The organism is Photobacterium indicum (genome assembly GCF_003026215.1).
Lineage (GTDB): Bacteria > Pseudomonadota > Gammaproteobacteria > Enterobacterales > Vibrionaceae > Photobacterium > Photobacterium indicum.
The window spans coordinates 538,087-564,057 of the sequence record NZ_PYOC01000001.1 but is presented as its reverse complement, the minus strand read 5'-3'; the positions used below and the strand labels follow the sequence as shown (position 1 = coordinate 564,057).

The 25,971-nt window shown below is 40.7% G+C and carries 17 protein-coding genes and 1 pseudogene; 6 read left to right on the top strand and 12 right to left on the bottom strand.

The genetic code is table 11. The annotated features are described in order from the left end of the window. Nucleotides 1–277: 277 nt before the first annotated feature. Nucleotides 278–1,153, top strand: a complete 876-nt coding sequence (locus C9J47_RS02420) for a GGDEF domain-containing protein (protein ID WP_107252078.1) — start codon at nt 278–280, stop codon at nt 1,151–1,153. A 77-nt stretch (nt 1,154–1,230) separates the two neighbouring features. On the opposite strand, the gene C9J47_RS02415 is transcribed toward C9J47_RS02420, so the two are convergent. Together C9J47_RS02415 and eptA are read right to left on the bottom strand one after the other, a co-directional pair. Continuing rightward, nucleotides 1,231–1,587: a diacylglycerol kinase gene (locus C9J47_RS02415; RefSeq protein ID WP_107252077.1), complete on the bottom strand. Its 357-nt coding sequence runs from the start codon at nt 1,585–1,587 to the stop codon at nt 1,231–1,233. A 133-nt stretch (nt 1,588–1,720) separates the two neighbouring features. Then, complete coding sequence (gene eptA / locus C9J47_RS02410; protein WP_107252076.1) at nt 1,721–3,343, bottom strand: phosphoethanolamine transferase EptA; 1,623 nt, start codon at nt 3,341–3,343, stop codon at nt 1,721–1,723. Between the two features lie 434 nt (nt 3,344–3,777). Here eptA and C9J47_RS02405 point away from each other — a divergent pair, with 434 nt between their 5' ends. Both C9J47_RS02405 and C9J47_RS02400 read left to right on the top strand, forming a co-directional pair. Further along, nucleotides 3,778–5,628 carry a hypothetical protein gene (locus tag C9J47_RS02405; protein ID WP_107252075.1) on the top strand — a complete coding sequence of 617 codons (1,851 nt, stop codon included), beginning with the start codon at nt 3,778–3,780 and terminating at the stop codon, nt 5,626–5,628. A gap of 99 nt (nt 5,629–5,727) precedes the next feature. Then, on the top strand, nt 5,728–7,002 hold the full coding sequence (locus C9J47_RS02400; protein ID WP_107252074.1) for an SGNH/GDSL hydrolase family protein: 1,275 nt from the start codon (nt 5,728–5,730) through the stop codon (nt 7,000–7,002). Nucleotides 7,003–7,146: 144 nt separating this feature from the next. Here the strand turns inward: C9J47_RS02400 and C9J47_RS02395 are convergent, their stop codons facing one another. The 3 genes from C9J47_RS02395 to C9J47_RS02385 all read right to left on the bottom strand — a co-directional run bounded on the left by C9J47_RS02395 (nt 7,147) and on the right by C9J47_RS02385 (nt 10,769). Next, a complete protein-coding gene (locus tag C9J47_RS02395) occupies nt 7,147–8,478 on the bottom strand; it encodes an SLC5/6 family protein (RefSeq protein WP_107252073.1) in 1,332 nt (443 codons plus the stop codon). Between the two features lie 547 nt (nt 8,479–9,025). Next, nucleotides 9,026–9,403 (bottom strand): RidA family protein, encoded by a 378-nt coding sequence (locus C9J47_RS02390; RefSeq protein ID WP_107252072.1) that lies wholly within the window; start codon nt 9,401–9,403, stop codon nt 9,026–9,028. A gap of 79 nt (nt 9,404–9,482) precedes the next feature. Next, a complete protein-coding gene (locus C9J47_RS02385) occupies nt 9,483–10,769 on the bottom strand; it encodes an L-cysteine desulfidase family protein (protein WP_107252071.1) in 1,287 nt (428 codons plus the stop codon). A gap of 275 nt (nt 10,770–11,044) precedes the next feature. Between C9J47_RS02385 and C9J47_RS02380 the strand changes: the two genes are divergently transcribed. After that, nucleotides 11,045–11,452, top strand: coding sequence for an ester cyclase (locus C9J47_RS02380; RefSeq protein WP_107252070.1), 408 nt, complete (start codon nt 11,045–11,047; stop codon nt 11,450–11,452). A 143-nt stretch (nt 11,453–11,595) separates the two neighbouring features. Here the strand turns inward: C9J47_RS02380 and C9J47_RS02375 are convergent. From C9J47_RS02375 to C9J47_RS02355, 5 genes and pseudogenes are all read right to left on the bottom strand, one after another. Further along, nucleotides 11,596–13,497: pseudogene (locus C9J47_RS02375) on the bottom strand (propionyl-CoA synthetase); the annotation flags it as partial. 46 nt (nt 13,498–13,543) lie between these two features. Next, on the bottom strand, nt 13,544–14,995 hold the full coding sequence (locus tag C9J47_RS02370; RefSeq protein WP_107252068.1) for a bifunctional 2-methylcitrate dehydratase/aconitate hydratase: 1,452 nt from the start codon (nt 14,993–14,995) through the stop codon (nt 13,544–13,546). Between the two features lie 44 nt (nt 14,996–15,039). Beyond that, nucleotides 15,040–16,200 carry a bifunctional 2-methylcitrate synthase/citrate synthase gene (gene prpC, locus C9J47_RS02365; RefSeq protein ID WP_107252067.1) on the bottom strand — a complete coding sequence of 387 codons (1,161 nt, stop codon included), beginning with the start codon at nt 16,198–16,200 and terminating at the stop codon, nt 15,040–15,042. Nucleotides 16,201–16,374: 174 nt separating this feature from the next. Further along, nucleotides 16,375–17,244, bottom strand: a complete 870-nt coding sequence (gene prpB, locus C9J47_RS02360; RefSeq protein ID WP_107252066.1) for a methylisocitrate lyase — start codon at nt 17,242–17,244, stop codon at nt 16,375–16,377. Between the two features lie 99 nt (nt 17,245–17,343). Beyond that, complete coding sequence (locus C9J47_RS02355; protein WP_107252065.1) at nt 17,344–18,105, bottom strand: GntR family transcriptional regulator; 762 nt, start codon at nt 18,103–18,105, stop codon at nt 17,344–17,346. A 374-nt stretch (nt 18,106–18,479) separates the two neighbouring features. Between C9J47_RS02355 and C9J47_RS02350 the strand changes: the two genes are divergently transcribed. Then, entirely contained in the window at nt 18,480–19,409 is a 930-nt protein-coding gene (locus C9J47_RS02350) for an aromatic alcohol reductase (protein WP_107252064.1), read from the top strand. A gap of 282 nt (nt 19,410–19,691) precedes the next feature. Then, the gene (locus tag C9J47_RS27560; protein ID WP_425440587.1) at nt 19,692–19,865 is read left to right on the top strand and encodes a hypothetical protein; all 174 of its coding nucleotides are present in this window, start codon (nt 19,692–19,694) and stop codon (nt 19,863–19,865) included. 463 nt (nt 19,866–20,328) lie between these two features. Here the strand turns inward: C9J47_RS27560 and ygjK are convergent, their stop codons facing one another. After that, nucleotides 20,329–23,070: an alpha-glucosidase gene (gene ygjK, locus C9J47_RS02340; protein ID WP_107252062.1), complete on the bottom strand. Its 2,742-nt coding sequence runs from the start codon at nt 23,068–23,070 to the stop codon at nt 20,329–20,331. 550 nt (nt 23,071–23,620) lie between these two features. Next, a complete protein-coding gene (locus C9J47_RS02335; protein WP_107252061.1) occupies nt 23,621–25,942 on the bottom strand; it encodes a putative bifunctional diguanylate cyclase/phosphodiesterase in 2,322 nt (773 codons plus the stop codon). Between the last annotated feature and the right edge of the window lie 29 nt (nt 25,943–25,971).

The following is a 25,971-nucleotide window of genomic DNA, read 5'->3' as shown; positions in this document are numbered from 1 at the left end:
ATCAGCCAGTGATTCACGGAAATGAGCTTTGACATTTTTACTTTGGATACTAATGTGACATTTTACACTTGCGTTAACAACAAAATGTACAAATCAATCATGTGGAATATAACTACAGCAAGTGCAACAGCTCGGATATATACCCTTATGGAATAACGTAAGATAAGATTTGCATACCGAGTATGATCACCATTCCAAAGTTTTGTTGCATTTGTGTTTTTATACAATAAGCAAATGGTATCATTACTAAAAATATATCCATTCAGGTAAAAAACACATGGGAACGTTTCGTCAAATATTGGATGCACATCCAAACCCTTGTGTCGTTCATATCAATTTTGTCCCAAAATATGCCAATGATGCATTCGCTGTTTTTAGTGGTCTTGAAACGGCCGAAGACGTATTGAATTTAGAAACGATTAAAGTCTTATTTGAAAAATCCCATTGGGCTGAAGCTGATCAGCGTTACCACAACGTTATTAAATTGGGTCTCCCTAGTCCGCGTCAAACCATTAATCACACCGATATGAACGGCAACCCAATGATCGCAGAAATTACAGATAACGTGATTGACTGGGAAGGTCAAAAGGCACTCTGCACATTTATTAGTGTCGTCACAGATCGTATCCAGCGAGAAAAACAGCTCATTAACCTCGCCGCTCGTGATGAATTAACCGGATTATTTAACCGTCGCTACTTCATAGAAACATACAATACTCTTATCAAGTCTGGGAGTATTCATGAGTATTTAATGGCTATTGTTGATATTGATTTATTCAAAAATGTTAACGACAGTTACGGTCATTTAGCGGGTGATAAAATGCTTATCCACATCGCAAATACTGTTTCAGAGTCTATGAATGAAGATGAGCATATTGCACGATTAGGAGGAGAAGAGTTCGTACTATTACTAAAAGAAAGCTCTCATGTTAAATTAGTTTCTCGTCTTGAAACACTAAGAGATACGATTCAAAATCAAAAAGTATCCGTTTTATCAACACATAATATCCCTTCTGAAATTTCATGTACCGTCTCCATTGGGTTAACTAAAGTAATGGAAAATATCACCTTTAAGTCAAGTTACTTCAAAGCAGATCGGGCATTGTACCAAGCAAAAAGAAATGGCCGTAATCAAGTCATATTTGACCTATGATGATTAAAACCATTCGATTATGTGTAAGGAACAATAAGGCTACTATTTAACTGCATTAAAACACAGTTAAACATTCGCTAGAGTAAAATAACCAACCATGTAATCGCGACGAAACACATTGATACAAATACCGCAGCAGATCCGATATCTTTTGCTCGCCCGCTCAATTCATGATGCTCAGAACCAATACGATCGACAGCAGCTTCTATAGCAGAGTTAATTAGCTCTACGATTACCACAAGAAACATACTTGCAACCATTGCCAGCTGCTCAAATTTTGTCACTGGAAGAAAGAAAGTGACTACTGTTAACACAACTAACAGCACTAACTCTTGACGAAATGCTGCTTCATTTATCCATGCTGCTTTCAATCCTTGAACAGAATAACCAGCAGCATCAATAACGCGTTTTATCCCTGTAGCGCCAGGTTTCATTATTACACTCTCTATTATGAATAATACCAATCTATAATGGTATAAATGCTCATTAAAACCAACGAGCATTTTTTGTTAACTATCAAATACGGTTCGATATATAATCATCGAACCGCGTAAATATATACCCAAGTTACTTCGCCGACTGTTCGCATGTTGAAAATATATCGAGTTCAGATTTATATTCTGCAGTCTTCACATCCATCATACCAAGAACAGAATGGAATAAATTATCTTGTGAATATCCTCCCACTTCAGCTTCTTTACTAAGACATTCGCTGTCGATATGTCGGTCTTGTTGGAACTGTGGCGATAACCACATAATCATAGGCACTGTGGTTTGTTCTTTAGGGGCGATATTATAGGGAAGACCATGCAAATACACCCCCTCTTCACCAAGAGATTCACCATGATCAGCGAGATAGAACATGGCGGTATTATGGCTACTTTCGTCATTTTTTAAAATAGTAATAACGCTATTTAAAATATGGTCGGTGTAGAGGATCGAATTATCATAAGTATTTAATAATTCTTCTTTTGAGCAACCTTGTATTTCGCTCGTATTACATGTAGGTTTGAAGACTTTAAATTCATCAGGATAACGATCATTATAGGTCGGTCCATGACTACCAATTAAATGCAATACAACGACTGAATCTTGTTCTAAAGATCCGATATATTCTTTGAGTTGCTCAAGTAAAATGCCGTCATAACACGAACCTGAATGACATAAACTAGAGTCAATTTCGGCTGACATCTCGATATGCTTTACACGATCACAAGCGCCTTTACACCCACCATCATTATCTTTCCACAATACATTGATGCCTGAATGCTGTAATACGTCCAATAACCCTTCTTGATGACGGGCAGTGGTGGCATTGTAAGTGGCCTTAGTCATATCAGAAAACATGCATGGCAGTGAAACTGCCGTCGCAGTACCGCAAGAACTGACATTTTTAAAACTAATCACATCTTGTTGCGCTAATTGAGGGTTCGTTTGGCGGCTATAACCATTCAGCGAATAGTTCATTGAACGCGATGCTTCGCCAACAACTAATACTAAGACATTCTTTTTATCGTTCTTGTTGTGCTCATCAGTAGCATCATTGCCAATTTCAGTAAAGGGCATATCAGCTTCTACGAGTTGATATTTACCATACCGAAAGCCAGATGTTAGATAATTAGTTGGATTGATTAGGGCTTTTATTTCATTGTGATTCCTGACTAAAGAGGCATAGTCTTTGTAGTAAATCATCGCAATAAAAACGATGACAATCAAAGACACTAAAATACTCACAACCTTTACAGCCACTTCTTTAAAAACTGATGATTGAAACGCAACTCTAAAACGACTCAGCAAAAATATAGGTATGACGGCTAGTGTGATTATCCAAAGCAGCAATGTGACAGAGAAGTAACTGCCTGCCTCGCCAGAATTAGTTTCAAACACATTCACTATCATTCCATAGTTAAAATATGCCCCGTAGTTATACATTGCGTAAGTCGCAAAGGTCGATAATATAATGACTAAAGCAATAATCACACGATGCACATAAGGCCAAACTAGCAGGGTAAAAATAGCATTCATTATTGCTAAAACAACGATAGGAATTGAAATAACAAATCCAGTTCTCGCTGCAGGTGTAATGGCAAATAAATCTTTAAGATGTACCCATAACGCTAGGTTCTGTAATAGCGTAAAAAACACCGCAATAATCAATGTATAGATAATACTGTTAACGCGTAATTTCATATTTATTCCAATTTGACGGTTCTATACCCAAGCTACCTAAATCAGTTAATCATCACATACGAAACACAACTCATAACCTTTATGAATACTTTACAGTCCGGATTATGAACAGTGTGCAGTGGAATGGGAATCGATAAATATCAGAAATCACAATACATAAAAACAATCTTAGTTTACTAATGTAATAGCAGTATGCATAAACACAAAAAAAATATGCATCAAAGCGAGTAAACCTACGGATATAGTATGTTGATTTATAAGTTTATTTTTTCTAAGCTCAATGAAGAACCAGTAATCTAATACCATGCTGTTGAAATTGGCACTATTTCTCGGCTCAATAACACATATCTATACATTCAGTATGGATATGCATACATTTCACTTTTACACTCCTGCTGTTACTTACCTTTCCACTCCTACAATTAGGAATACCCATGAAATGCTTCCCACGCTCATTGATCAGTTTGGGGATCATGACTTGTTGCGCAGCCAGCAATGCCATGCCTCTTTCCTCATCACAAACCGACAGTATTGCGGATCGCCTGCAATCATCTACCCCGTACTTCCAAGCTCAGTGCCACTTAACTGACACTAACAGTGTCATTCCAACCGATTGCCAATACACCCTTTTAAATCTGACTCATCTTGATCCTGCGGCAAGAAGTACGTACACGTTGACATTGTTGGGTATGGGAGTAGAAAGCCCCTATCTCTTAATTACTCGACCACACGTTCTTAATAAACGTGAAATTTATTTACTTGATGCTCCACTGAATAATAATGAATTGGCCGACAGTGAGCTGGATTATATTGAATCCCGAGTGATGAATGACCTCAGCAAAAATACGCGTGTACGTCGTTCCGCTACAGCAGGCAATGCACCAAAAATCATGGAATTTGTGATCCACCGTCGTTTCAATGTGGAACGCCAAGGTAAAGGTAACGTGACGCTAAAATACAAAGTCCGTTATTACAGTCACTCTCCTTTTTATGCAACATCCGGTGATAAAGACAAATATGTCGAGATCGTATTGGCTGAAGGATCGGGCGTTGATATGGGAATGGCTGACAGTTGGTCTGATATCTACCGTCGTTGGAACACCAATAGCAACACCAGCTATGTATATAACGAGTACTTGGATACCATCGATGTCGATATTCAGATCAACGACAAAGCTAAGTTACAATCGGGACAAATTTATTTAAACGACTTGTACCCTAGAATGCAGGATCAAGTAGAATCCAAAATTGATAAAGAGACCAGCACTAGCATCAAAATTGGTCTGGGTGCAATATCGCCAAAGTTTCCGATTAAAGATATTGAATACAGTTTCACCGACAAATACAGTATCACCAATAAAAAGCAATTTGGTTTAGTGACTCAAACCCGCCCAGACGGTTACAACATCCGCTACGAAAACAATAAATATGGGTCACAACTCGATCCGGAAAATGGCTTTTGTAATCTTGGTACAGCAGACGGATGGTGTTGGGATTATGACGAACGCCGCGGCAATCCGTGGAATTTCGATAAGCTAAAAAACAATAACTCCTTAGCCTTGAGTGGTCTTCGCCCTGACTTTGTTGCCAAAATAGCGGCTAAACCATCAACATCAGGTATCTCAACCATCGATCTAACCACCACAGTAAAAAGCTTGGCTTTATTTGGTCATAACCGCTTTTTTATTGGTCGTCGTTACAAATCCGGCAGTCAGCTCTATACATCCAATACTTCTGCAAACTCTAATTGGAAAGAAGACCGTGATTACGAGCAGCTAACGTACCGAGATAGCTTCCCAATCACCGTTGATTGGAACAGCCCATGGTTCCTCGGTGCCGATTCTGTCACGATTCAATCGACGTATTTAAGCCAAGAGTCTCCGAAATGCCTTACCGTAGTGAATAACGTTGAAGAACAAACCGATAATCTCGCATTTTCTGACTGTATAAAGGGGGCAAAATCTCAATCTTTTGTATTTGATGCTGCACACCGTTATCGCAGCGTCGCCAACACTGAGCAATGTTTAGATACAACAAACGGTGTGCTTACACTTAGCAACGACTGTTCAGCGTACTATGCGAAAAACACTCAGATATGGTCGTGGCAAGAACCTAATAATTTTGCCAATGATGTGCTATTTACCATCAACAATGATCGCACTATCAATGCTATCGACGCCTCGACGACTCCTCCGAGTATCCTGACAGTCAATGACAACAGCAACATGCCAAACAGTACGATTTATACCAGTCAATTTTCAGATTTCAGCCAAGTAAACCCATAACGATTCGATTTATTTCCACCATAAACCACCTCGACCATTCTTGAATTCAGCGGGAATGGTCGTCTTTTATCATTACGTTCAACAGAAGCGGACAACTCTATGAAAAAAACACTCTTGTTATTCACCTTCTTTTTCTCTACGTTAGCCATGAGCGCCGATAATCAACCGCTCGACGCTCCTGTAATAGAGAATCTATCACCCAATATGCTCACTCCTGCCGCCATGACGGCAAAGCAAGGCTCACCAACTTATACTTACGTGCGTTGCTGGTATCGTCCCGATTATACCCATGACGATCCGTCTACGGATTGGGAATGGGCAAAGCAGCCGAATGGGGATTACTTTACTGTTCAAGGGTATTGGTATTCTTCTATTTCTCTGAAAAACATGTTCTTCACGACCACCCCACAAACAGATATTGCAGAACGCTGTCAGGATACCCTAGGGGTAACGCATGATACGGCAGATATTACCTATTTCGCGTCAGACACCCGATTCTCGTATAACCACTCAATCTGGACGCAAGATACAATCTCACCATCAACAGCTATCAATAAGATCATCAGTTTTGGAGACAGTATTTCCGATACTGGTAACTTATTTAATGGCTCACAATGGATCTTCCCTAACAGTAATTCGTGGTTTCTTGGGCACTTCAGCAACGGTTTTGTATGGACTGAGTACCTCGCCAAAGCCAAACAACTCCCCTTATATACCTGGGCTGTAGGTGGTGCTGCTGGTGACACCCAATATGTGGTGTTATCCGGTATTCATGACCAAGTAAACTCTTATCTCACGTATATGAAATACACCCAAAACTATCAGCCAAAAAGCAGCTTATTTACTATTGAGTTCGGTCTAAATGATTTTGTTAATTACGATCGTTCTGTTGCAGACGTCAGCGAAGATTTTCGTCGCGCGATGGAAACACTCACCAGTAACGGCGCTGAGAATATCTTGGTATTGAATTTACCTGATGCCACCAAAGCACCACAGTTTAAGTACAGCGATCCACAAGAAGCCGTGATCATTAAACAGAAGATTGAAGCGTTTAATCAATTTGTGGCTGCACAAGTCGCTATGTACAAGCAACAAGGTGTCAATATTGCACTATATGACACGTTTGCCTTGTTTGATGCGATGACCAGTAATCCAGAGCAATACGGATTCCGTAATGCATCTGATGCGTGTTTAAACATCAACCGAAGTTCATCTAAAGACTATTTAATGAACCATGTGCTCACTAACGATTGTGCGAGCTATGGCTCTGACAGCTATGTGTTCTGGGGAGTCACCCACCCGACTACGCAAACCCATAAAGTCATCGCAGAACAAATATTGAAAGGCACACTCGATATATTTTCTTTCCAATAACGTTATACGCCAATCTAGATAAGGAAATAACCAGATACTTTTCTAGATTGGTATAAGCGAACCATCGAATAACAAATTAAACAAAAGATACAAAAAAAGCCTGTATAACAGGCTTTTTTATTATTCAAATCTCAATCTAATACGTTAGATAAAAGCAAGCAATGGCGAAATGCATAGTAAGATACCCGTAATGATAATCATATTTGTTGCCGCACCTTTATACTTTTCCAAATGCGGTACTTTATAGACTAAATAAGCTGGAATTAAACAGCCAACCAAACCAAACACGGGGCTACAGATCGAAGTAAAAGACAAAATAGGTGCATTTATCGCGATAGCTCCCCATGCCAATAAGATAATGAATACTGTTACCAGCTTATTCACTAATTCTTTATTTACCTGAGACTCTTTATATTTACGCAATAATACATTCATCGCCAAACCACGACATGCTTCTTGAAAAGCTAAAAACACACCAAAAAATGACGTAACAACCGCAAAGATATTAATGACAATACCCGCAATAGTTGCCCAACTACCAGGAAAGTAATGCGCAATAATGGCTAAAGCTGAAATATTTTTGTTCATTGCTTCTGCTGCTTGTTCTTGGCTAATTGCCAAGGTAAATGACACGGCAAAGAAAAACACAATGACAAACAAAATACTAAAGGCAATTTTCATTGCTCGTGACGCTTTATAACGTGCCACCTCAATGGATTTTTCATGAGAACGGTACGAAATAACCATTGGGCTTAAAGATTGGATAAAAAGGATAGAGGTTAACGTAAATGGTAAGGTAATAATCGCATCTTTAAGCATGGTGCCCCAAGTGCCCATTTGTGGAATATTCGCCATATCCCAGCGAGCAATCAAAAGCACGCCCATTACCGCAACTAACGAAAGTACTGTTACCGCCATAAAACCGGATAACTTAAACAGTAACTTTTCACCTTTCGAACCGATAAATGCCAAGATACAAATTAATGCTAGTCCGTAAAAAATATTATCGTTTAAATGACCATGTGTAACGCCAAAAGAGTGAAGATATGAAGCACTATCATTAGTTACTGCTAAAGAATAAACCAGTACCCAAATGACCAACATGATGAAATAAAGAGCACCTAGTGCTATCCCCCAGTTTTTACCCAAGTAACCCGTAATAACACCAGGATAGTCAGTACATTCTTTAGACTCTGCCAGTGTATTAATAAAGAGCTTCTGAAATAAGTACATTGCTGGGTAGCCAATCACAGAAGACAATAAGAATACCCACAACCCCATAACGCCAACTTGTACGGGTAAAAAAACAATACCAGCACCTATTGCCATTCCTATACTCATCACAATCCAACCGACATCAACACTGTCGAATTTAATTGCTTTCTTCCATTCACTTTCTGTCATGTTTGCTTTTTCGTGTAAAGCAGATTGTTTTGTTATTGTTGCTGAATGCTCAGCACTGCTTATATCAGCCATTATATATTCCCAGTCTATTTGTAGAGTTGATGAGGTTATTTTTATTATTGATAATTTTACTATTTATCTTCTTTCTGAATAAAGCATACGCTTCGCTTTAGAGAAAAACATTTCATTTATTTCAATCTACCAACCAAAAATAGAAATTATTACTTACATTTACGGTGATACACAAAAAGAGTTTCTCCTTTTGATTCGAATCAAACCAGTATTACTGAGTAACTACTAAATACATGACCCAACTCTAATTTATCAACTTTATATTCGTCATTAAACCTACACACATAATATTAACATCAAGATAAGGCTCACATATTTATCATTTAAATAAGAGTGTGGATTAAAATTGCATATAACCAACAAAAACCATTTGTAAACCTGAAAATAAAATTTAATATTTAGCTATAACTTAAGGAACAATATTATTTCGCAAGATTATAAGGTGGGAGAATTCTAGTTATTAAATGACTTTTTTATCTAAGATATAAAAAAACCCGCAAAATGCGGGCTTATTCGGCAGTTACCTGACTGTTGCTTAAATAACACTCTATTGAGAGACAGCAATCACTTCAATTTCTACTTTTGCATCAAGCGGTAATCGTGCAACTTCTACACAACTACGCGCAGGGCAATTTTCGCCAAAGAATGCGGCATACACTTCATTCACTGTACCAAAATCATTTAAGTCTTTTACAAATACCGTTGCTTTCACGATATCTGCTTTTGTTAAACCCGCTTCATTCACAATTGCTTCAACATTTGCCAATGATTGCTTTGTTTGTTCTGCTACATCTTCAGGCATTCTACCCGTTTCAGGGTTTAACGGTAATTGACCTGATGTGTATAGCATATTACCGAATTTCTTTGCTTGAACATAAGGACCAACAGCTGCTGGTGCGTTATTTGTATTAATTGTTTCTACCATGATGTCCTACTTACCTTCTATACCATTTAAACGAGAATACATAACGTTAGAATCGCTATCTTACATATGCGTTGCTATTTTATTTGTTTACCATGATATCTAAAATCTGTACGTCAGTCTGAGTCATTGAGCCATTTGCTAACGCAGAAAGGTTACGAATAGATGCATCGGCATTATCAGCAACAATACCTTCATTTCCCGTAACATGAATGCCATCAAGTGCCATTAATGCAGATTTAACAGCTGAACCCGCTGAAGACGATACTTTCATTGCACAACTGGTTTTAGCACCATCACATATGATGCCTGCGATATCGCCAATCATGCTGCAAATAGCATTATTGATTTTGTTAAGATCGCCACCCAGTAACCAAGTCATTCCTGCAACGGCACCCATCGATGCGGTTGTCGCACCACATAAAGCCGATAACTTATTTTGATGGCTCTTGATATAAATAGCCGTTAAATGGGACAGCATTAGCGCACGAATGGTTTTTTCTTTATCTACTTTTAAGAAATCAGCCACAACAACCACAGGCATCGTAGCGGCAATTCCTTGGTTACCTGATCCAGAATTACTCATAGCGGGTTTCATTGCACCATCCATACGAGCATCAGATGCAGCTGCAGTTCGACGTAATACGTCTGTTAGCAAACCACCAGAAAGCAAACCACGGTCAACATTGCGTTGAAAGGTTGCGCCAATCTGCAAGCCGTATTTTCCCGTTAATCCTTCTTCAGATAATGCATCATTAAGTTCTGAAGCATGTTCAATAAAGCGAATGTCTTCAAGAGGCGCATTCAAGGCAAAATCATAAATATCTTCTAGTAACGCACCTTCAAACGGATTGGCTTTCTTCACGGAAGTAGCCGTATTCGCGGGTTCAGCAATATAGGTTGTGATGCCATTTTCTTCAATAGCCATTACATGGGTATGGCTATCTGCAATAGTCACGGCTATAAACTCATCCCCACTGGTAACAGTCACTTTAGCGTATAAAATGTTATTTACATCCGCCACACCAACATGAACATTGCCTGCATCGATCAATGTTTTGGCATGAGCAACATCTTCTGGAGTAATATTCTTTAGCACTTCAAGTTGGGCTTTAGCCTCTCCAGCTATGGCACCGACAGCGGCAGCAATTGGCAGGCCAACCATTCCAGTACCCGGAACGCCTACGCCCATGCCATTTTTCATCAAATTAGGTGAAACCAATGCAGTAATCTTTTCTACCGTACCATTAAGTTTTTCAACAGCAATTGCAGCAGCTAAAGCGACAGATACTGGCTCGGTACAACCTAAAGCCGGTACGACTTCACGTTTAACGACATCAATAAAACCATTCCATAAATTCGTTTTCATTCTATTCACCTTAATGCGCACGATACCAAGATAACTAACCAGCAGTTAACCACTCGCTTAATATGGGATTAGAATAAGCCTTCTTTCAGGGAAAAGTTTCGCTTTAATTACTACTAAATAAAGAAAATAGAGAATATATTTCTCCAAAAAAGACGTTAAGTAGGATTTTTGCGGTTAGATCACACTTATAAATTGGAAAATAAACCCAAACACCTGCGCCCTATTTTCTAGATAGTCTATATTTTCATATGAATTCCTCTGTAGAGAAAAGAGCGATGAGTTTAACAATAACTAAATATGAACAAATATGGGTCGATGGTCTGAATCGGGGTGATGTATCTGGGGCAGATGAAGCGTTCGCAGCAAACTGTATTATCCACATGGCAGGCGCACCAGATCCAAACCTTTCAGTCTCAGAATTCAAAGAGTTGGTCAGTGGCTTATTAACGGCTTTTCCAGATTTACACATAGCAGTGAATGATCAGATTGTATCTGGCGACAAAGTCGCAACACGGTGGACGGCGATAGGCACTCATACAGGCTCTTTAGGGGATTCACCGCCATCAGGAAATAAAGCAAAATTCGAAGGGTTAATCTTAGATCGTTTGGTGGAAGATCAAGTTGTTGAACGTTGGGAGCAATGGGATCAAATGGGCATGCTACAACAGATAGGCGTGGTCTAAATTTCATTAGCTCAAAACATTATACAAAGATAACCATTCCACTTAATACTGCGATAAAGCACCATAACCAGCTAAAAATACACACTATATACTGTCATCATTGTAGATAGTGTGTATTTAAATTATCCCGAACTGAGGTTAAATTAGTAAAGTGCCCTTTCTATTTCATTCAAGCTTGATGGATCATCGATAGTCGATGGCACAACATATTGTTCTCCATCTGCTATTTGGCGAATAACACGGCGCAGTATTTTACCCGAACGGGTTTTCGGTAAGCGATCGACAATTAACGCACGTTTAAAGCACGCCACCGCACCTATTTTTGCACGAACTTGTTGTAATAATTCCGCCTCAATAACCCCATTTTCAGAGACATAACCGTCTTTTAATACCACCAAGCCTAATGGTAGCTGCCCTTTTAGATCATCGTGTATACCAATAACGGCACACTCGGCAACAGCTTCATGGGCACCTACTACTTCTTCCATTTCTCCAGTCGATAAGCGGTGACCAGCGACATTAATCACATCGTCAATACGCCCCATCACAAACAGATAGCCGTCTTCATCAATATAGCCACCGTCACCCGATACATAATAACCAGGAAACTGGCTTAAATACCCAGATTCAAAGCGATCATGATTACGCCATACGGTCGGCAAGCAGCTTGGTGGTAGTGGTCGTTTTATCGCGATATAACCTTGCTCATTCATGGATTGTCGTTCGCCCAATTCATTAAGCACTTCAACTTGATAGCCCGGTATCGGTTTGGTCGCTGAGCCCGGTTTTAAGTCAAATATTTCTAGCCCCAAAGGATTGCCAGCAATAGCCCACCCCGTTTCAGTTTGCCACCAATGATCAACAACAGGGCGTTGGGTTTTGGTTTCTACCCATTCAAGGGTTGGCGGATCTAACCGCTCGCCAGCCATAAAAATAGTGCGCAGTTTTTTCATCGGAAATGCAGCCAGCAATGCACCGTCTGGATCTTCTTTCTTGATCGCACGAAATGCCGTTGGGGCAGAAAATAAGATACTCACACCATATTCTTCACATACTCGCCAGAATGCAGCAGGATCCGGTGTTTTTACTGGCTTCCCTTCATACATGATCGTGGTACAACCATGAATAAGCGGCGCATAAACAATGTAAGAGTGCCCAACAACCCACCCTATATCAGATGCCGCCCAATACACTTCACCCGGTTTTACATTGTAAATTGATTCCATGCTGTATTTCATTGCAACAGCATGTCCGCCGTTATCACGCACCACCCCCTTGGGTTTTCCGGTTGTGCCTGATGTATATAAAATATACAGAGGATCTGTCGCTTTTACTGGCACACAATCATGAGGTGTAGAACGGTTGAATAATGTTACCCAATCGATATCTCTGGCTTGATTTAAATCTGCAAGGCATTCTTTTCGTTGGAAAACCACGACACTATCTGGTTTCCAACGGCTATCCATTACAGCCTGATCCACCAGCGGTTTATAAGGAATAACTTTACTGACTTCAACTCCGCATGATGCTGTTAACACAATTTTCGGCTCAGCATCTTCTATACGAACGGCGAGTTCACTGGGTGCAAACCCACCAAATACAACAGAGTGAATCGCCCCTAATCGAGCACACGCTAACATTGCCATGGCCGCTTCAGGGATCATCGGCATATAGATCACAACTCGATCGCCTTTTTCAACCCCTAAACTTGCCAGCATACCGGCGGTTTTCGCGACTTGATCACGTAATACACGATAACTATAGCGCGCCTTTTTTCCCGTAACGGGAGAGTCATAAATAAGGGCAGTTTGATCACCTCGACCATTATCGACATGATAATCGAGTGCTAAGTACGCGGTATTGAGCTCACCGTCGGCAAACCATCGCTCTATACCGTGTTCATCATTACTTAATATTGTTTCAGGAAATCGAAACCAAGAAATAGACTGTGCTTGTTGTTTCCAAAAGAGTTCTGGCTCGCTGGCGGCAAAATCAAATGCATCCTGATAGGCTGACATAGTGGTCTCCTTTCGCCTATTCAAGTGAGCTGGTAAATAATATCTACATACCTACCAGCAGAATTAAAACGCGTTAATTAATCACGAACAATTCCATGAATTCATTGACTGGGGTTGATTCCAATTTATTTTGATCGCTACATAGATCAAATATCTTTTGGCTAGTTCCGACAGGGAAACGGGTTTGCAGATTACGCAGAAATTTATTTTCTAATACGGGAATACCTTCTTCACGGCGACGACGGTGACCAATAGGGTATTCCACAACAATACTGTCCGTTGACGACCCATCACTAAAGAACACTTGAATCGCATTCGCAATAGAACGCTTGTCGGCTTCTAAGTATTCGGCGCTATATCGAGGATCTTCTTTGATCACCATTTTGTCGCGTAACACATCTATACGTGCATCACCTTTATGGAAATCATCTTCATAATGCTCGGCAACTAAATCACCATGTAAAAGCGGCACGGCAATCATATATTGTAAGCAATGATCACGATCGGCAGGGTTAGCAAGATTCCCCGACTTTGAAATAATACGAATGGCAGATTCATGCGTAGTAACAACAATGCGTTCAATATCATCAATTCGATCTTTCACCTGATCATGCAACGTTACTGCGCATTCAACCGCGGTTTGTGCATGGAATTCAGCAGGGAAAGAGATTTTAAACAGTACGTTTTCCATTACATAGCTATCAAATGGCTGATTGACTTTAAATTGCTCCCCATTAAACAGTACATCGTAATATCCCCACTGCGGAGCAGTCAGAACCGATGGTAAACCCATCTCACCTTTCATGGTGATCATAGCTAGGCGTACAGCACGCGATGTTGCATCGCCCGCAGCCCATGATTTACGCGATCCGGCATTAGGTGCATGACGGTATGTGCGTAATGAACAACCGTCTACCCACGCTTGTGATATCGCATCTATGATTTGATCGCGATTGCCACCCAGCATTTTAGTGACAACAGCCGTCGATGCGACCCGCACCAATAACACATGATCGAGCCCAACGCGGTTATAACTATTCTCAAGCGCTAACACTCCTTGGATCTCGTGTGCTTTGATCATTGCCGTCAACACATCACGCATGGTGAGTGCTGGCTTACCTTGAGATACTGCAACACGGCTTAAGTAATCAGCGGTTGCTAAAATACCGCCAAGGTTATCGGAAGGATGCCCCCACTCAGCAGCTAGCCAGGTATCATTAAAATCGAGCCAACGAATAATACAACCAATATTAAATGCGGCCATAACCGGATCTAACTCGTGTGAAGTGCCCGGTACACGCGCACCATGCTGTACTGTAGTACCCGGCACAATAGGGCCAAGGTGCTTGGTACACTCTGGAAAGCGCAGTGCTAATAACCCACACCCTAAGGTATCGATTAAGCAGTTACGAGCAGTGTTATAAGCTTCTGCTGATTCAATCTGTGTATTGGCAACATAATCGGCAATCTGTACCAATAGCTCGTCTGGTGCTGGGCGTTCATTCAATTCTACATTCGTACTCATGGGTTTTGTCCTTTAATATTTATTAATCCGTTGGTATATCCAATCTAAATACGTTGTTCTATCGGTAACCAATCTTGATGTTCAGGGCCTTGATAATCGGCACTTGGGCGAATAATCCGGTTATTTTCACGCTGCTCGAAAACATGTGCCGCCCATCCTGTTACACGGCTCATTACGAAAATCGGTGTAAACAGTTTGGTAGGAATGCCCATGAAGTGATAAGCAGACGCATGGAAGAAATCAGCGTTAGGGAATAGCCCTTTTTCACGTTTCATAATTTGCTCGACCTTTTCTGACACCTCAAATAAGTGAGTATCATTAACGTCTTTAGATAACTTGCGCGACCACTCTTTAATCAAGGCATTTCGGGGATCGGATTCACGGTAAATGGCATGGCCAAAACCCATAATTTTGTCTTTATTCGCGAGCATTTCCATTGTGCCAGCTTCCGCTTGTTCTGCGCTTTGCCATTGTTCGATCATTGCCATCGCCGCTTCGTTGGCTCCGCCATGCAACGGCCCTCGCAAACTACCGATTGCCGCCGTAATACAAGAATGCAAATCAGACAAAGTGGACGCACACACACGCGCTGTAAACGTCGAAGCATTAAATTCGTGCTCGGCATATAAAACCAACGAGCAATGCATCACCTTTTTATGTAATTCCGATGGCGCTTCACCGGTCAGCATTTCTAAGAAGTAGCCGCCAATGCTGTCTTGCGTGCTATTTGCAGTATTAATTCGTACGCCATGGTGACTGTAGCGATACCAATAACAAATAATGGCGGGCAATAATGCTAATAAGGTGTCCGTTTTTTCACCTTGCTCTGAAAAGTCGAGTTCTTGATCAAGATTACCGAGCATTGAACAGCCTGTTCGCATCACATCCATAGGGTGTGCACTGGCAGGAATCGCTTCTAATACTAAGCATAATGCTGGGGGTAAACCGCGAGCACTTTGTAATGCTTGTTTATAATTATCCAGTTCACTTTGAGTGGGTAGCTGACCTTTTAACAGCAGATAAGCCACTTCTTCAAATTCAGCATGATGAGCAAGATCGGTGATGTCATAACCCCGATAAGTTAAACCTGTGCCCGATTGGCCGACAGTACACAACGAGGTTGTACCTGCACTCTGGCCACGTAACCCAGCACCGTTCAGGGCTTTCTTATCCTTTTGACTATCAGTTACGGCTATTGCAGACATAACGGACTCCTTTATATTTCACATTATTGGATTAGGTTGTAATGTTTATTGGTTACTTTTTATTCGATGGCAATATAGAGATGCCAAAGCACAAAAAGAGTGTCGTAATAAATCACTACTTAATTCGTTATTGGTTTTATTTAATTATTATTTTATTTGTTCAGTTATTACTGTTTATTCTTTTTTAAACAGGTGATCTAATTTTTGTTCGTAATCGTGATATCCCAAATAATGGTATAGCTGCTCACGCGTTTGCATTTGATCAACCACATTACGCTGATGACCATCTGATTTAAGATGCTGATAAACATTCAAAGCCGCTTGGTTCATGGCGCGAAAAGCAGACAGTGGATAAAGCACCATATCGACACCGCATTCCGCTAACTCTTCGCCTGAAAATAAGGGCGTTTGTCCGAACTCTGTAATGTTGGCTAAAATTGGGACATTCACAGCATCTGAAAATTGCTGGTATTGCTCGAGGGAATTAATCGCTTCAGGGAAAATCATATCAGCCCCCGCTTTGACACAGGCAATTGCGCGTTCAATGGCTGAATCCATCCCTTCGACAGCTAATGCATCTGTCCTCGCCATGATAACGAAATCACTGTCTATACGTGCATCTGCGGCAGCTTTAATTCGATCAACCATTTCGTTTTGGCTAACAATCGCTTTATTGGGACGATGCCCGCAGCGCTTTTGTGCCACTTGATCTTCCATGTGAATAGCTGCAGCACCTGCGCGCTCCATCTCTTTTACTGTACGCGCAATATTGAATGCGCCCCCAAAGCCAGTATCAATATCGACCAGTAAGGGTAATTGAGTGGCAGCCGTTATTCGCCGAACATCTTCCAGTACATCATTTAATGTTGTGATCCCTAAATCAGGTAAGCCATACGATGCATTGGCAATCCCCCCACCCGATAAATAAATAGCTTGATGGCCGACTTGTTCAGCCATCATTGCGCAATAAGGGTTAATGGTGCCAACAATTTGCAATGGATTATTTTGGGCCACCGCTTGGCGGAAGCGTTTTCCTGGGCTCATGGTGCTATCTCCTTGTGATTTTATTCCTATTCGATATCTCTTCTTCCTGAATTCGTTTCTTCATACGTTATATTGTGTTTCATCCCACACTAAAAAATCTCACTTCTTTATATCTTCTGTAAGCTGATTTTCAATCAGTTGGCGGCTGCGCATAATATGGCGGCGCATTAATAGTTCTGCGAGCTCACCATCTCGCTCTCTAATGGCTGCCAGAATGTGAATATGTTCACTCAATGCAGTAGTAGGCCTTGAATGCTTGCGTGGTGATTGAAAACGGTACATGCGTAACAGATGATAAAGCTCGTCACACAATAAACTGATTAACTTGGTGTTTCGGCTGGCTTTTATAATTCGGTAATGAAAGTCAAAGTCCCCTTGCTGGTGAAAATAAGAGGCACCGTCGACTTGTTCAATATGGCGTTGGTGTTGTTCTAATAGATCTTGCAGGGCATCAATTTCTTTATCGGTAATATTAATACAGGCAAGCCTTGCAGCCATACCTTCTAAGGCTTCACGTACCGCATAAATTTCGATGAGCTTTTCTTGGCTTAATTCAACAACCCGCGCACCAACATGCGGTACGCGCTCCACTAAACCCAGGGCTTCAACACGCATAATGGCTTCACGTAGTGGTCCGCGACTGACACTGAAACTGCGGGCTAATTCAGGTTCCGAAATTTTGCTACCAGCTTGGTATTCACCGCTGACAATAAGCTCAATCAACTGCTCGGTAAGGTTTTCAGATTTGGTCAGCTCTTTTACGCCAGCTTCACACTCTGCCGTGATAGACGTTAGCTGTATATCTGCTGAAAGCACCGAGATAGTGTCGACAGCTTCTAGCATTGCATCTTGCTTTTTCATTTACATTGTCAACAATTGGTCAGTTAATAATCAAAATTTAGCGTTAAAATTGTATAATTACAAGCCAATTGTTAACAATATGTATTAGACCTTAGTCTAGATTGTCGACAGTTTGATCTTTTATGTGCCTAAAACGGAGATGAATAACAGGAAAAATGGATAGCTAAACAAAACTGTAGACAATAAAAAAACGCCCCCTTTGTAGAATACGCTCAGAGGCTGGCTTGAATGATCATCAAGCTAATCTGTCTTCTTACATTACGACAATACGATAAGTTCGATATTCACCATTTTTTGGCCTACCTACACCGTGTGTGTATGGTCTCTTCGCTCTAGACTGATTTGGTCATTAGGAATGAATTGAGAGAGCATTTATGTATACCTTCAGAAAGCAAGTTGTCGCAGTAATTGGTGCAACAGGCCAAGTAGGAACACCGCTAACGAATAATTTATTAGCTTTAGGTCACGAAGTACGTGTCTTCACGCGAGATTCAAAGAATGAAAAAATCGCTACTTTTGAAGAACAAGGTGCCAACGTGGTTGAAGTCAAAAATATGATGAATGCTGATCTTATGGCCCAAAAACTTGAAGGCGTTGATGTACTACTTTGTGCAGTTCCTGGCTCAAAAAAAATTGTCACTGAAGCTGAGCCAATATGGCTAGATGCAGCGGTTAAGGCCGGGGTTAAACGGTTTGTTCCCACTGAGTTTGGATCACATACCCGTGCGATTAATTGGGGTGATGGTGTTGTTTTTGACCATAAAAAAGAACTTCATCAAAAAATCTTCGATTCTGGTATTGGGTGGACGCTGATCTATACTGGTGGGATTTTTGATTACTTCTTGCCTAACTTACGCTTTTTCAGAAGTATCGTAACCTTTGGTAACTGTGAGCTGCCGATTCATACTCATCATATCAATGACATTGGGGCGTTAGCTGCCTTAGCTATAACAGACGATCGGACCTTAAACCATTGTGTACAGCTTGATTTCAATGTATTAACACAAAATGAAATGGTTGCCCAAATAAAGACAAACTTCCCTGACCATGAATTCGAATATGAGCATTATTCTTCTGAGTTCATTACTGATGCCCGTAATACTGCTGGCGATGTGGTCAGCGCGAAAAAAGGAGCAGAAACCGATCGTGAACGCTGGGGTATTAATTATGTTAATTATGTCGTAGGTAAATTGGCCGCATTTACGGATGAAACCCTGCGAGCAACCAAACTATATCCCGATTACCAAGTCACAATGACACCACAGCAAGCGTTGGCTGATGCTGATTTTATCTTTGATAAATAATCTTAACAGTGTGTGTATTCACTTTGGCCTGATCATGTATGAACAGGCCATTTTTACGCTAGTGAGAACCCATTCAGTTCGATAACTACCATTATTCGACCAGTCCTCAATATCCTCCAGCAATCAGGCGCAATTATTAATATTTCGAATTGAGGGACTAATGTGCCTAGAAGGTGTGGGCTCAATGAGTTAATTACTTGATAGTAATGGCTACCATCCACAGTCGCCTCACCGTGTGCCCTTCTTACGCTCATTTATATAGAGCAAGGTCAAGGTGTACACATGGTTGACTTTGCTCATCATGCTTTTTCTGCTGGTTCGATTATTTTCTTACAACGAGAACAAGTGCATGCCTTTGATTTCTCATCAAAGCCTGTAGGTAAAGTACTGCTGTTTACGCAAGCATTTCTCGATCAATTACATGCTAATATGCGCTTATCCAACTACACACCTTAATCAACTGCATAAGCCATTGTTACAGCTGGATACCCAGAGCCAGCAACGTACTCATACGCTCATCGAAGAAATGATCACTGAAATCAGCCTGTCTCATTCTGGCCCTCTAATAGTGATATCACAACAAATGGCTTATGATTTTGGATTTGAAGATGCCAGTAATTTTGTGAAGTATTTCAAAAACCACACCAAGCAGACTCGCTTCACGTAATGGTCCACAACTAACACTGCAACTGCAGGCCAATTCTGGCTCATCAATTTTGCTACAGCTTGCTATTCACCGCTAACGATAAGCTCAATCATGATAGCCGTTACTTTTGTTTCTGTTGAAAGCACTTAATATTGATAATAAAAAAGCCGATCCTTGTAGAATAAATTCAAGGGTCGGCTTGGGTAATCACTACGCTTATCGGAATGTCTTCATAACAACAGCAGCGTAATGAAGGGGGACGTTACCTCTGGCTTATTTGAAGAAGCCGCGGTAAAGCATGTACGTGTGTGCCGAACTCCACGAGAAGTTACTTGCACCCTGTACCGCTCCAGTTTCTGGATTGTAATTCTCACGAATCGCTTCGTCACCGGTCATGCCTTCTGCGTTATTGAACAAGTCATTGGCAATACGAACTGCGTCATCTGCACGGCCATATTTATCTAGCGACGAAACACCAAAATAGAATTGGTCTAGCCATACACGACCACGCCAGTAAATATTGGCTTCATAGGCAGGGTTATCCATTGATGCCGTTGGGAAGCTAATTCCTTTGGCCTGGTATTTGGTAGAAGCATCAAACTTATCAGCATCTAACATCACGTCCATAACGCGGTCGGCGTACTCTTGCGTTGCAGCACCGTTGAATAATGGGCTCCAACCGTCTGGCGCTTGGCCACGCTCAACCAATGGCAGACCCGCACACATAATGCCGTTCTTTTCATAAGCAGAATCTTGACCGTGTTTGTCCACCATACGGATGTCGTAGTAGAAATTCGTATTTTCATCGAACATACAGGTATTGATGTAGTCCTTAATGAACGTCGCATGATCTGTGAAGCGTTTTACATCACCTTCCACAGCAATACCTGGTGATACCAACTTCGCCATTTGTACAAGATAAGTATTATCCGAATACATGTACGATGCCTGATCAACCGATTCTTGCAGCATAGAGAAGCCTAACAAAGTACCTGACGATGCATTATCGTTAGTACGATTTTCAGCAAAACGAACTTCCCAATCAAGACGAGCATCAAGCAATTTCGCTAAATTATCGCTGTTGCTGTTAGTGTAAGCGTATACCTCACCATTTTTCGTCAATCTATTATCGAAACCATAGTGCTCATTGGCGTAGCGACCCAGCTGATCCATTTCGGGATCACCCGAGCTATTAACACGAGAAAGGTCGTAAATTTCACCAAAGCGAGCGGCATGATCCATACCAGATTCCCACGATGTCGCAGTCTTCGCTCCGTTGCTCACAGCCCCAACATCAAAGCCAGTAGCATTATCTAAAAGCTTATTATAATTATCCATCGAGATAATTTTATAGCGCTTTTGACCTGCAGTATTTGGCTTATCTTCAAGCTGTTCGACTTTTGCGGTATCAAAGTCCCACTTTGACTCTCTTAAGTCATCAGCTGACCATACTTTGACAAAGATTTCATTACCTTCGGCTTTGCTGGTGTTGTGTGCTGGATCAACAGCCGCACCGTACTCTGGAATTGAATTGCCATTATGGTCACGGTTGGTTAACCACCAGTTATGGTAAGCCACCAACTTAGGGTACATTTCATCGATAAACGCTTGCGCATCGTCTTTGCGGTCAAACTCTGTAATCAGTGCGTTATACACTTCCATCACAGCCCAAGAAGCCAATGACGGTTTGGTATTACGCTCGTTCCAGTTCTCTGAACCTGCACCGCCACGGCTTTCCGGCTTGGTGTAAGTCACGACATCAAGCAAGTAGCCTTCATCTTGCGGGCGAATCTCATCATCAGCCTGTACTTGGAATTGGAACACTGTGCGAATGTTATCCATCGCCACATCTGGATTAAAGTGTGCCATTGCATACGCTTGCTTCCACGTATCCCACGGCCAAGTCAGGTTGCCCGAAAACCAGCGTGCTGTAACAGAAGGGGTCACTGTAGACTGCGCAATATCACCAGCAGCAGAGCGCCAGTTACCGTTCAAGGTCATCATGGCTTTTACACCTACACGAGCTTGCTCTGGCGTGGCTTGTGCGTTTGTTAAACCTTTAGCTAAATACTCATCCCACCGAGCCTGAGATTTATTCATGTAGCTTGCAGGGTTGGCTAAAATAGCTTGGACTTTTTGCGTTTCAGATTGCACTTCTTTTGCATTATGCAGGTTGGAATACGCGCTGTAGAAAGTCATGCTTTCATGTTCGTCAATTTCAGCAGCAGTTACCGATTTAAATGTTAAACCGCTTGCTGCTGTTATTGTCGGTATAGAACGAGCAATACGGAATTCAGCGTCGCTATCATTTCGGATAGCCCAGTTGTCTTTCATGTCACTGAAGTTAATTTTGATTCCATTATCTGTCGCACTGATCGTGCGCTTATACTCTGGGTACATTTCATCGACGGTTTTCGTCGTTACTCCACCATTATCATTAGGCTTTTCGTAAGCATTTTGCAGTAATTCACCATCCCAACTTAGTTCCAAATCTAAATCATTCGAAGTCAGGTTAGTGATTTTGGTTTCAACCAAAGATGTACGGTCAGTCACAAAGCGCAAGAACATCTGCACTTCAACTTGCTCTGTCTTTAGAATTTGAACCAACGCACCGGGAGTGCTGTAAATATTGGCAGTAGCGTTGGCAAGGTCAATCACATTACCCGATGTTTTATCAAGCAGATGCAATTTATCGAACGTTTGCCCAGACATGAAATTCGCATACTCTTGAGTAACTTGCATGATGCCACCAAAAGCACCATAACCATTCGCATCAGCAGGTAGAAGGTGGCCATGCCACGCGCCATTATCAACAAAAGCATTGTATTTTAGATTGTCGTATTCGTCATAATCACGCAATGCATCGGGGTTACCTGCCCGATCAATAATATTGGTGTAATCGCTCGTTGGTAGTGTCGTCGTTTTATCATCGACATCGTTACTGCTGCTATTACAACCCGCCAGTGCGGCGACTGAACCAATAAGGACTGCTAAAAGTGTCTTACGAAAAACCATCATTATTCCCCCGATTATTTATCTATACCTACATGCTGTATTTTTTATAGCTCTATAAGTGTTTGGCACTAAAAGTAAAAATCGGGAGGATCATAGTTAGTAAATATTTAAGTAAAATAGATCTAAATCACAAATCATTTTTTACCTTTTCAAGCATCTTTTATCTTATGTAACAGTAATATCCCTAAAAGGAATAGCCAACTATCCACAGTAATAATACATGACAGAATGTCACAACTTAACAGTATGAATAATATACACCTCAAGACACATCAACGTTAAACCACTATTTACAACCGCTTTTTTTGTAACGGATAAGAATCAAAAATGGCATTAATGTCTCTATTGTTTTTTCGCTATTTGAATAGAAGTCTAATTTACCAGCAAAGAAAAGTGTTTACCTTAATGATTAAAATTTTAACTAAAACATAATTAACTTTAGTGTAAGTTATGTAACAGAGAGCAGTAATCACTTGATGTTAAAGTAATCATAAATGGACATTTATTTTTCGCTGAAAGTCGCAACAAGCTCGAAAAACAGTCAACCATGCTATTGGCTACACAGTATCGGTTTCAATTTATGCGACAGCAAATGTTCAAACTCTTTCGCAGGTACAGGTTTGCTATATAGATAACCTTGTCCATACTCACAGTTAATGAATCTAAGATAATCCGCATTCCATTGTTCTTCTATTCCTTCAGCCACCACTTTTAAATTAAGCGCTTTCGCCATCGCAATAATCGCATTTACAAGTTCACGGTCAGCATCATTAGCATGCATGTTTCGCAAAAATGCTCGATCTATTTTCAATTTATTAAACGGGAATTTATGTAGGTAGCTCAGCGATGAATAGCCGGTACCAAAATCATCAATGGTGAGTTGTGCCCCCATGGATTGCAGTTTATTCAATAATGTGACGACCTCGTCACTGTGATCAATCAACAAACTTTCTGTTATTTCAATATCTAATTTATCAGCAGGTAAACCTGACTGGCTTAATCCTTTACATATTTGCTTAAAGAGCTTATCGCAGTACCTAAACTGAACGCTCGAAAAGTTAATTGATATTTGTAGTGGTGAGATTTTTTGCCACTCTGCGGCCTGCATACAGGCTTTATTAATGGCTAATTCACCAAGCTGGTGTATTAATCCATTTTTCTCGGCAAGAGGAATAAACTCTTCAGGCGAAACAAAACCAAACTTTGCGTCATTCCAACGCATAAGCGCCTCAGCCCCAACAATCTGGTTGGATTCTAATTCAATAATAGGCTGATAGTAGAGCTCCAGACTGTCATTAGTAATCGCCTGTCGCAATCGTCCATCTAATTCTAATGTACGTTGCACATCCCTATTCATGTCTGTGTTATAGAAGCTAAATGCATTTCGGCCATCTTGCTTTACTCGATACATCGCAGTATCGGCACTCGCGAGTAACTGCTGAGCATTATCGCCATCTTGCGGAAATACCGATAAGCCAATACTAGTAGATACAAAAAACTCCTGTTTTTGCCAAAAAAACGGTTTATTAAATAACGAGACAATCGTTGTCGCTAATAGTTTGGCTGACTTCAAATCTTTCAGATCAGGAATAACTAACAAGAACTCATCGCCACCTAAGCGCGCCAGAGTATCTGAGTGACGCACAGAGCCTAGCAACCTTGAAGTGCTTAATTTCAAGAATTGATCGCCCGCTAAATGCCCCAAGGTGTCATTAATTTGTTTGAAATTATCAAGATCAATATACATGACTAATACATTAGTATTATTTCGTTTCGCTCTGAATAACTCTTGTTCTAATCGCTCATTACCATACTTCCGATTAGGTAAACCTGTTAATGCATCATGCGATGCTTGGTAAGCCAATTTTTCTTCAGATATTTTTCGTTTATCAATCTCTTCCGTTAAACGTACATTTTTCTCTGATAAAGCCCTATGTTGTTTATTACTTTCTTCAAATTTAGTCCTCAAAATAATATTAGCGCTATTAATTTTAAAGATATATAACAGTCCAAAAATAACAGGAAAGGAAAGAAATGAAAGACCTGCGATAAACCACCCTGAAGTAAAAATATCTTTTTCATTTACCGGTTCAAACCAACTCCTTAACTTAAACGGTGTATTTTTAATCTGCATTTCAAAATAAAGGCTATTGACTAACGTGCTTGTCCCTTCTGCTTCTTGGCTCGCTGTTAACGAATCCCAAATAAAAATATTTCCACTATCTGCGACTAAATCCATCCTACTTCGACTTTCGGCATACTCCTGCACGGTAAGCTGGTCGATGATAACTTGCTTATTAATATCAGCAACCAATAAAGCAACCGCCTTCCCCCCATATTTAACGGGTTTGATCAATTGAATACTGATATCACCAGACTTTTTAACCGTACGGATCATCATGTCTGGACTTTCCATATTTTTGTATTGAGTTATATCAAAAGAAATATCTTGATATGGGCTGGTGTTTGAAATGATTGCTCCATCATAACCTACAAGCATGAAGCGTCGATAAACTGTTTTTTGATTTATTGTAGTCGACTGTTTTAGTGCTATAAGATCTCTATCAAGATTGATCAAGCTCGCACCGAGACCGTATTTCATTGACATACCTGATGACAAATTAGCGAAAAATGTCTGCATTTCTTTATCACTGGCGAGGTTTTCTATCTCATCATTAGTGACATAGAAAAAATACTCCAGCATGCTGGCGTAGCTTTGAACCTTGAGATTAAGCTCTCGGTGCTGAGACTCTTTTAGCCGTGTCTGACCAAGATTAGTGACAGCCAAAATCAACACCAAGTATGCTGCAAGCAATACCGCTGCAATAATGATTAAACGACTACTTGATAGTTTCTGCTTCCGTTTTTTCATAAATCCTTTTATTACTATCTTTATCAATT

Bases quoted from the DNA above. Each gene is read 5' to 3' on its own strand.
- C9J47_RS02420 (WP_107252078.1), top strand. From the start codon at position 278: ATGGGAACGTTTCGTCAAATATTGGATGCACATCCAAACCCTTGTGTC.
- C9J47_RS02415 (WP_107252077.1), bottom strand. From the start codon at position 1,587: ATGAAACCTGGCGCTACAGGGATAAAACGCGTTATTGATGCTGCTGGT.
- eptA (WP_107252076.1), bottom strand. From the start codon at position 3,343: ATGAAATTACGCGTTAACAGTATTATCTATACATTGATTATTGCGGTG.
- C9J47_RS02405 (WP_107252075.1), top strand. From the start codon at position 3,778: ATGAAATGCTTCCCACGCTCATTGATCAGTTTGGGGATCATGACTTGT.
- C9J47_RS02400 (WP_107252074.1), top strand. From the start codon at position 5,728: ATGAAAAAAACACTCTTGTTATTCACCTTCTTTTTCTCTACGTTAGCC.
- C9J47_RS02395 (WP_107252073.1), bottom strand. From the start codon at position 8,478: ATGGCTGATATAAGCAGTGCTGAGCATTCAGCAACAATAACAAAACAA.
- C9J47_RS02390 (WP_107252072.1), bottom strand. From the start codon at position 9,403: ATGGTAGAAACAATTAATACAAATAACGCACCAGCAGCTGTTGGTCCT.
- C9J47_RS02385 (WP_107252071.1), bottom strand. From the start codon at position 10,769: ATGAAAACGAATTTATGGAATGGTTTTATTGATGTCGTTAAACGTGAA.
- C9J47_RS02380 (WP_107252070.1), top strand. From the start codon at position 11,045: ATGAGTTTAACAATAACTAAATATGAACAAATATGGGTCGATGGTCTG.
- C9J47_RS02370 (WP_107252068.1), bottom strand. From the start codon at position 14,995: ATGAGTACGAATGTAGAATTGAATGAACGCCCAGCACCAGACGAGCTA.
- prpC (WP_107252067.1), bottom strand. From the start codon at position 16,200: ATGTCTGCAATAGCCGTAACTGATAGTCAAAAGGATAAGAAAGCCCTG.
- prpB (WP_107252066.1), bottom strand. From the start codon at position 17,244: ATGAGCCCAGGAAAACGCTTCCGCCAAGCGGTGGCCCAAAATAATCCA.
- C9J47_RS02355 (WP_107252065.1), bottom strand. From the start codon at position 18,105: ATGAAAAAGCAAGATGCAATGCTAGAAGCTGTCGACACTATCTCGGTG.
- C9J47_RS02350 (WP_107252064.1), top strand. From the start codon at position 18,480: ATGTATACCTTCAGAAAGCAAGTTGTCGCAGTAATTGGTGCAACAGGC.
- C9J47_RS27560 (WP_425440587.1), top strand. From the start codon at position 19,692: ATGGTTGACTTTGCTCATCATGCTTTTTCTGCTGGTTCGATTATTTTC.
- ygjK (WP_107252062.1), bottom strand. From the start codon at position 23,070: ATGGTTTTTCGTAAGACACTTTTAGCAGTCCTTATTGGTTCAGTCGCC.
- C9J47_RS02335 (WP_107252061.1), bottom strand. From the start codon at position 25,942: ATGAAAAAACGGAAGCAGAAACTATCAAGTAGTCGTTTAATCATTATT.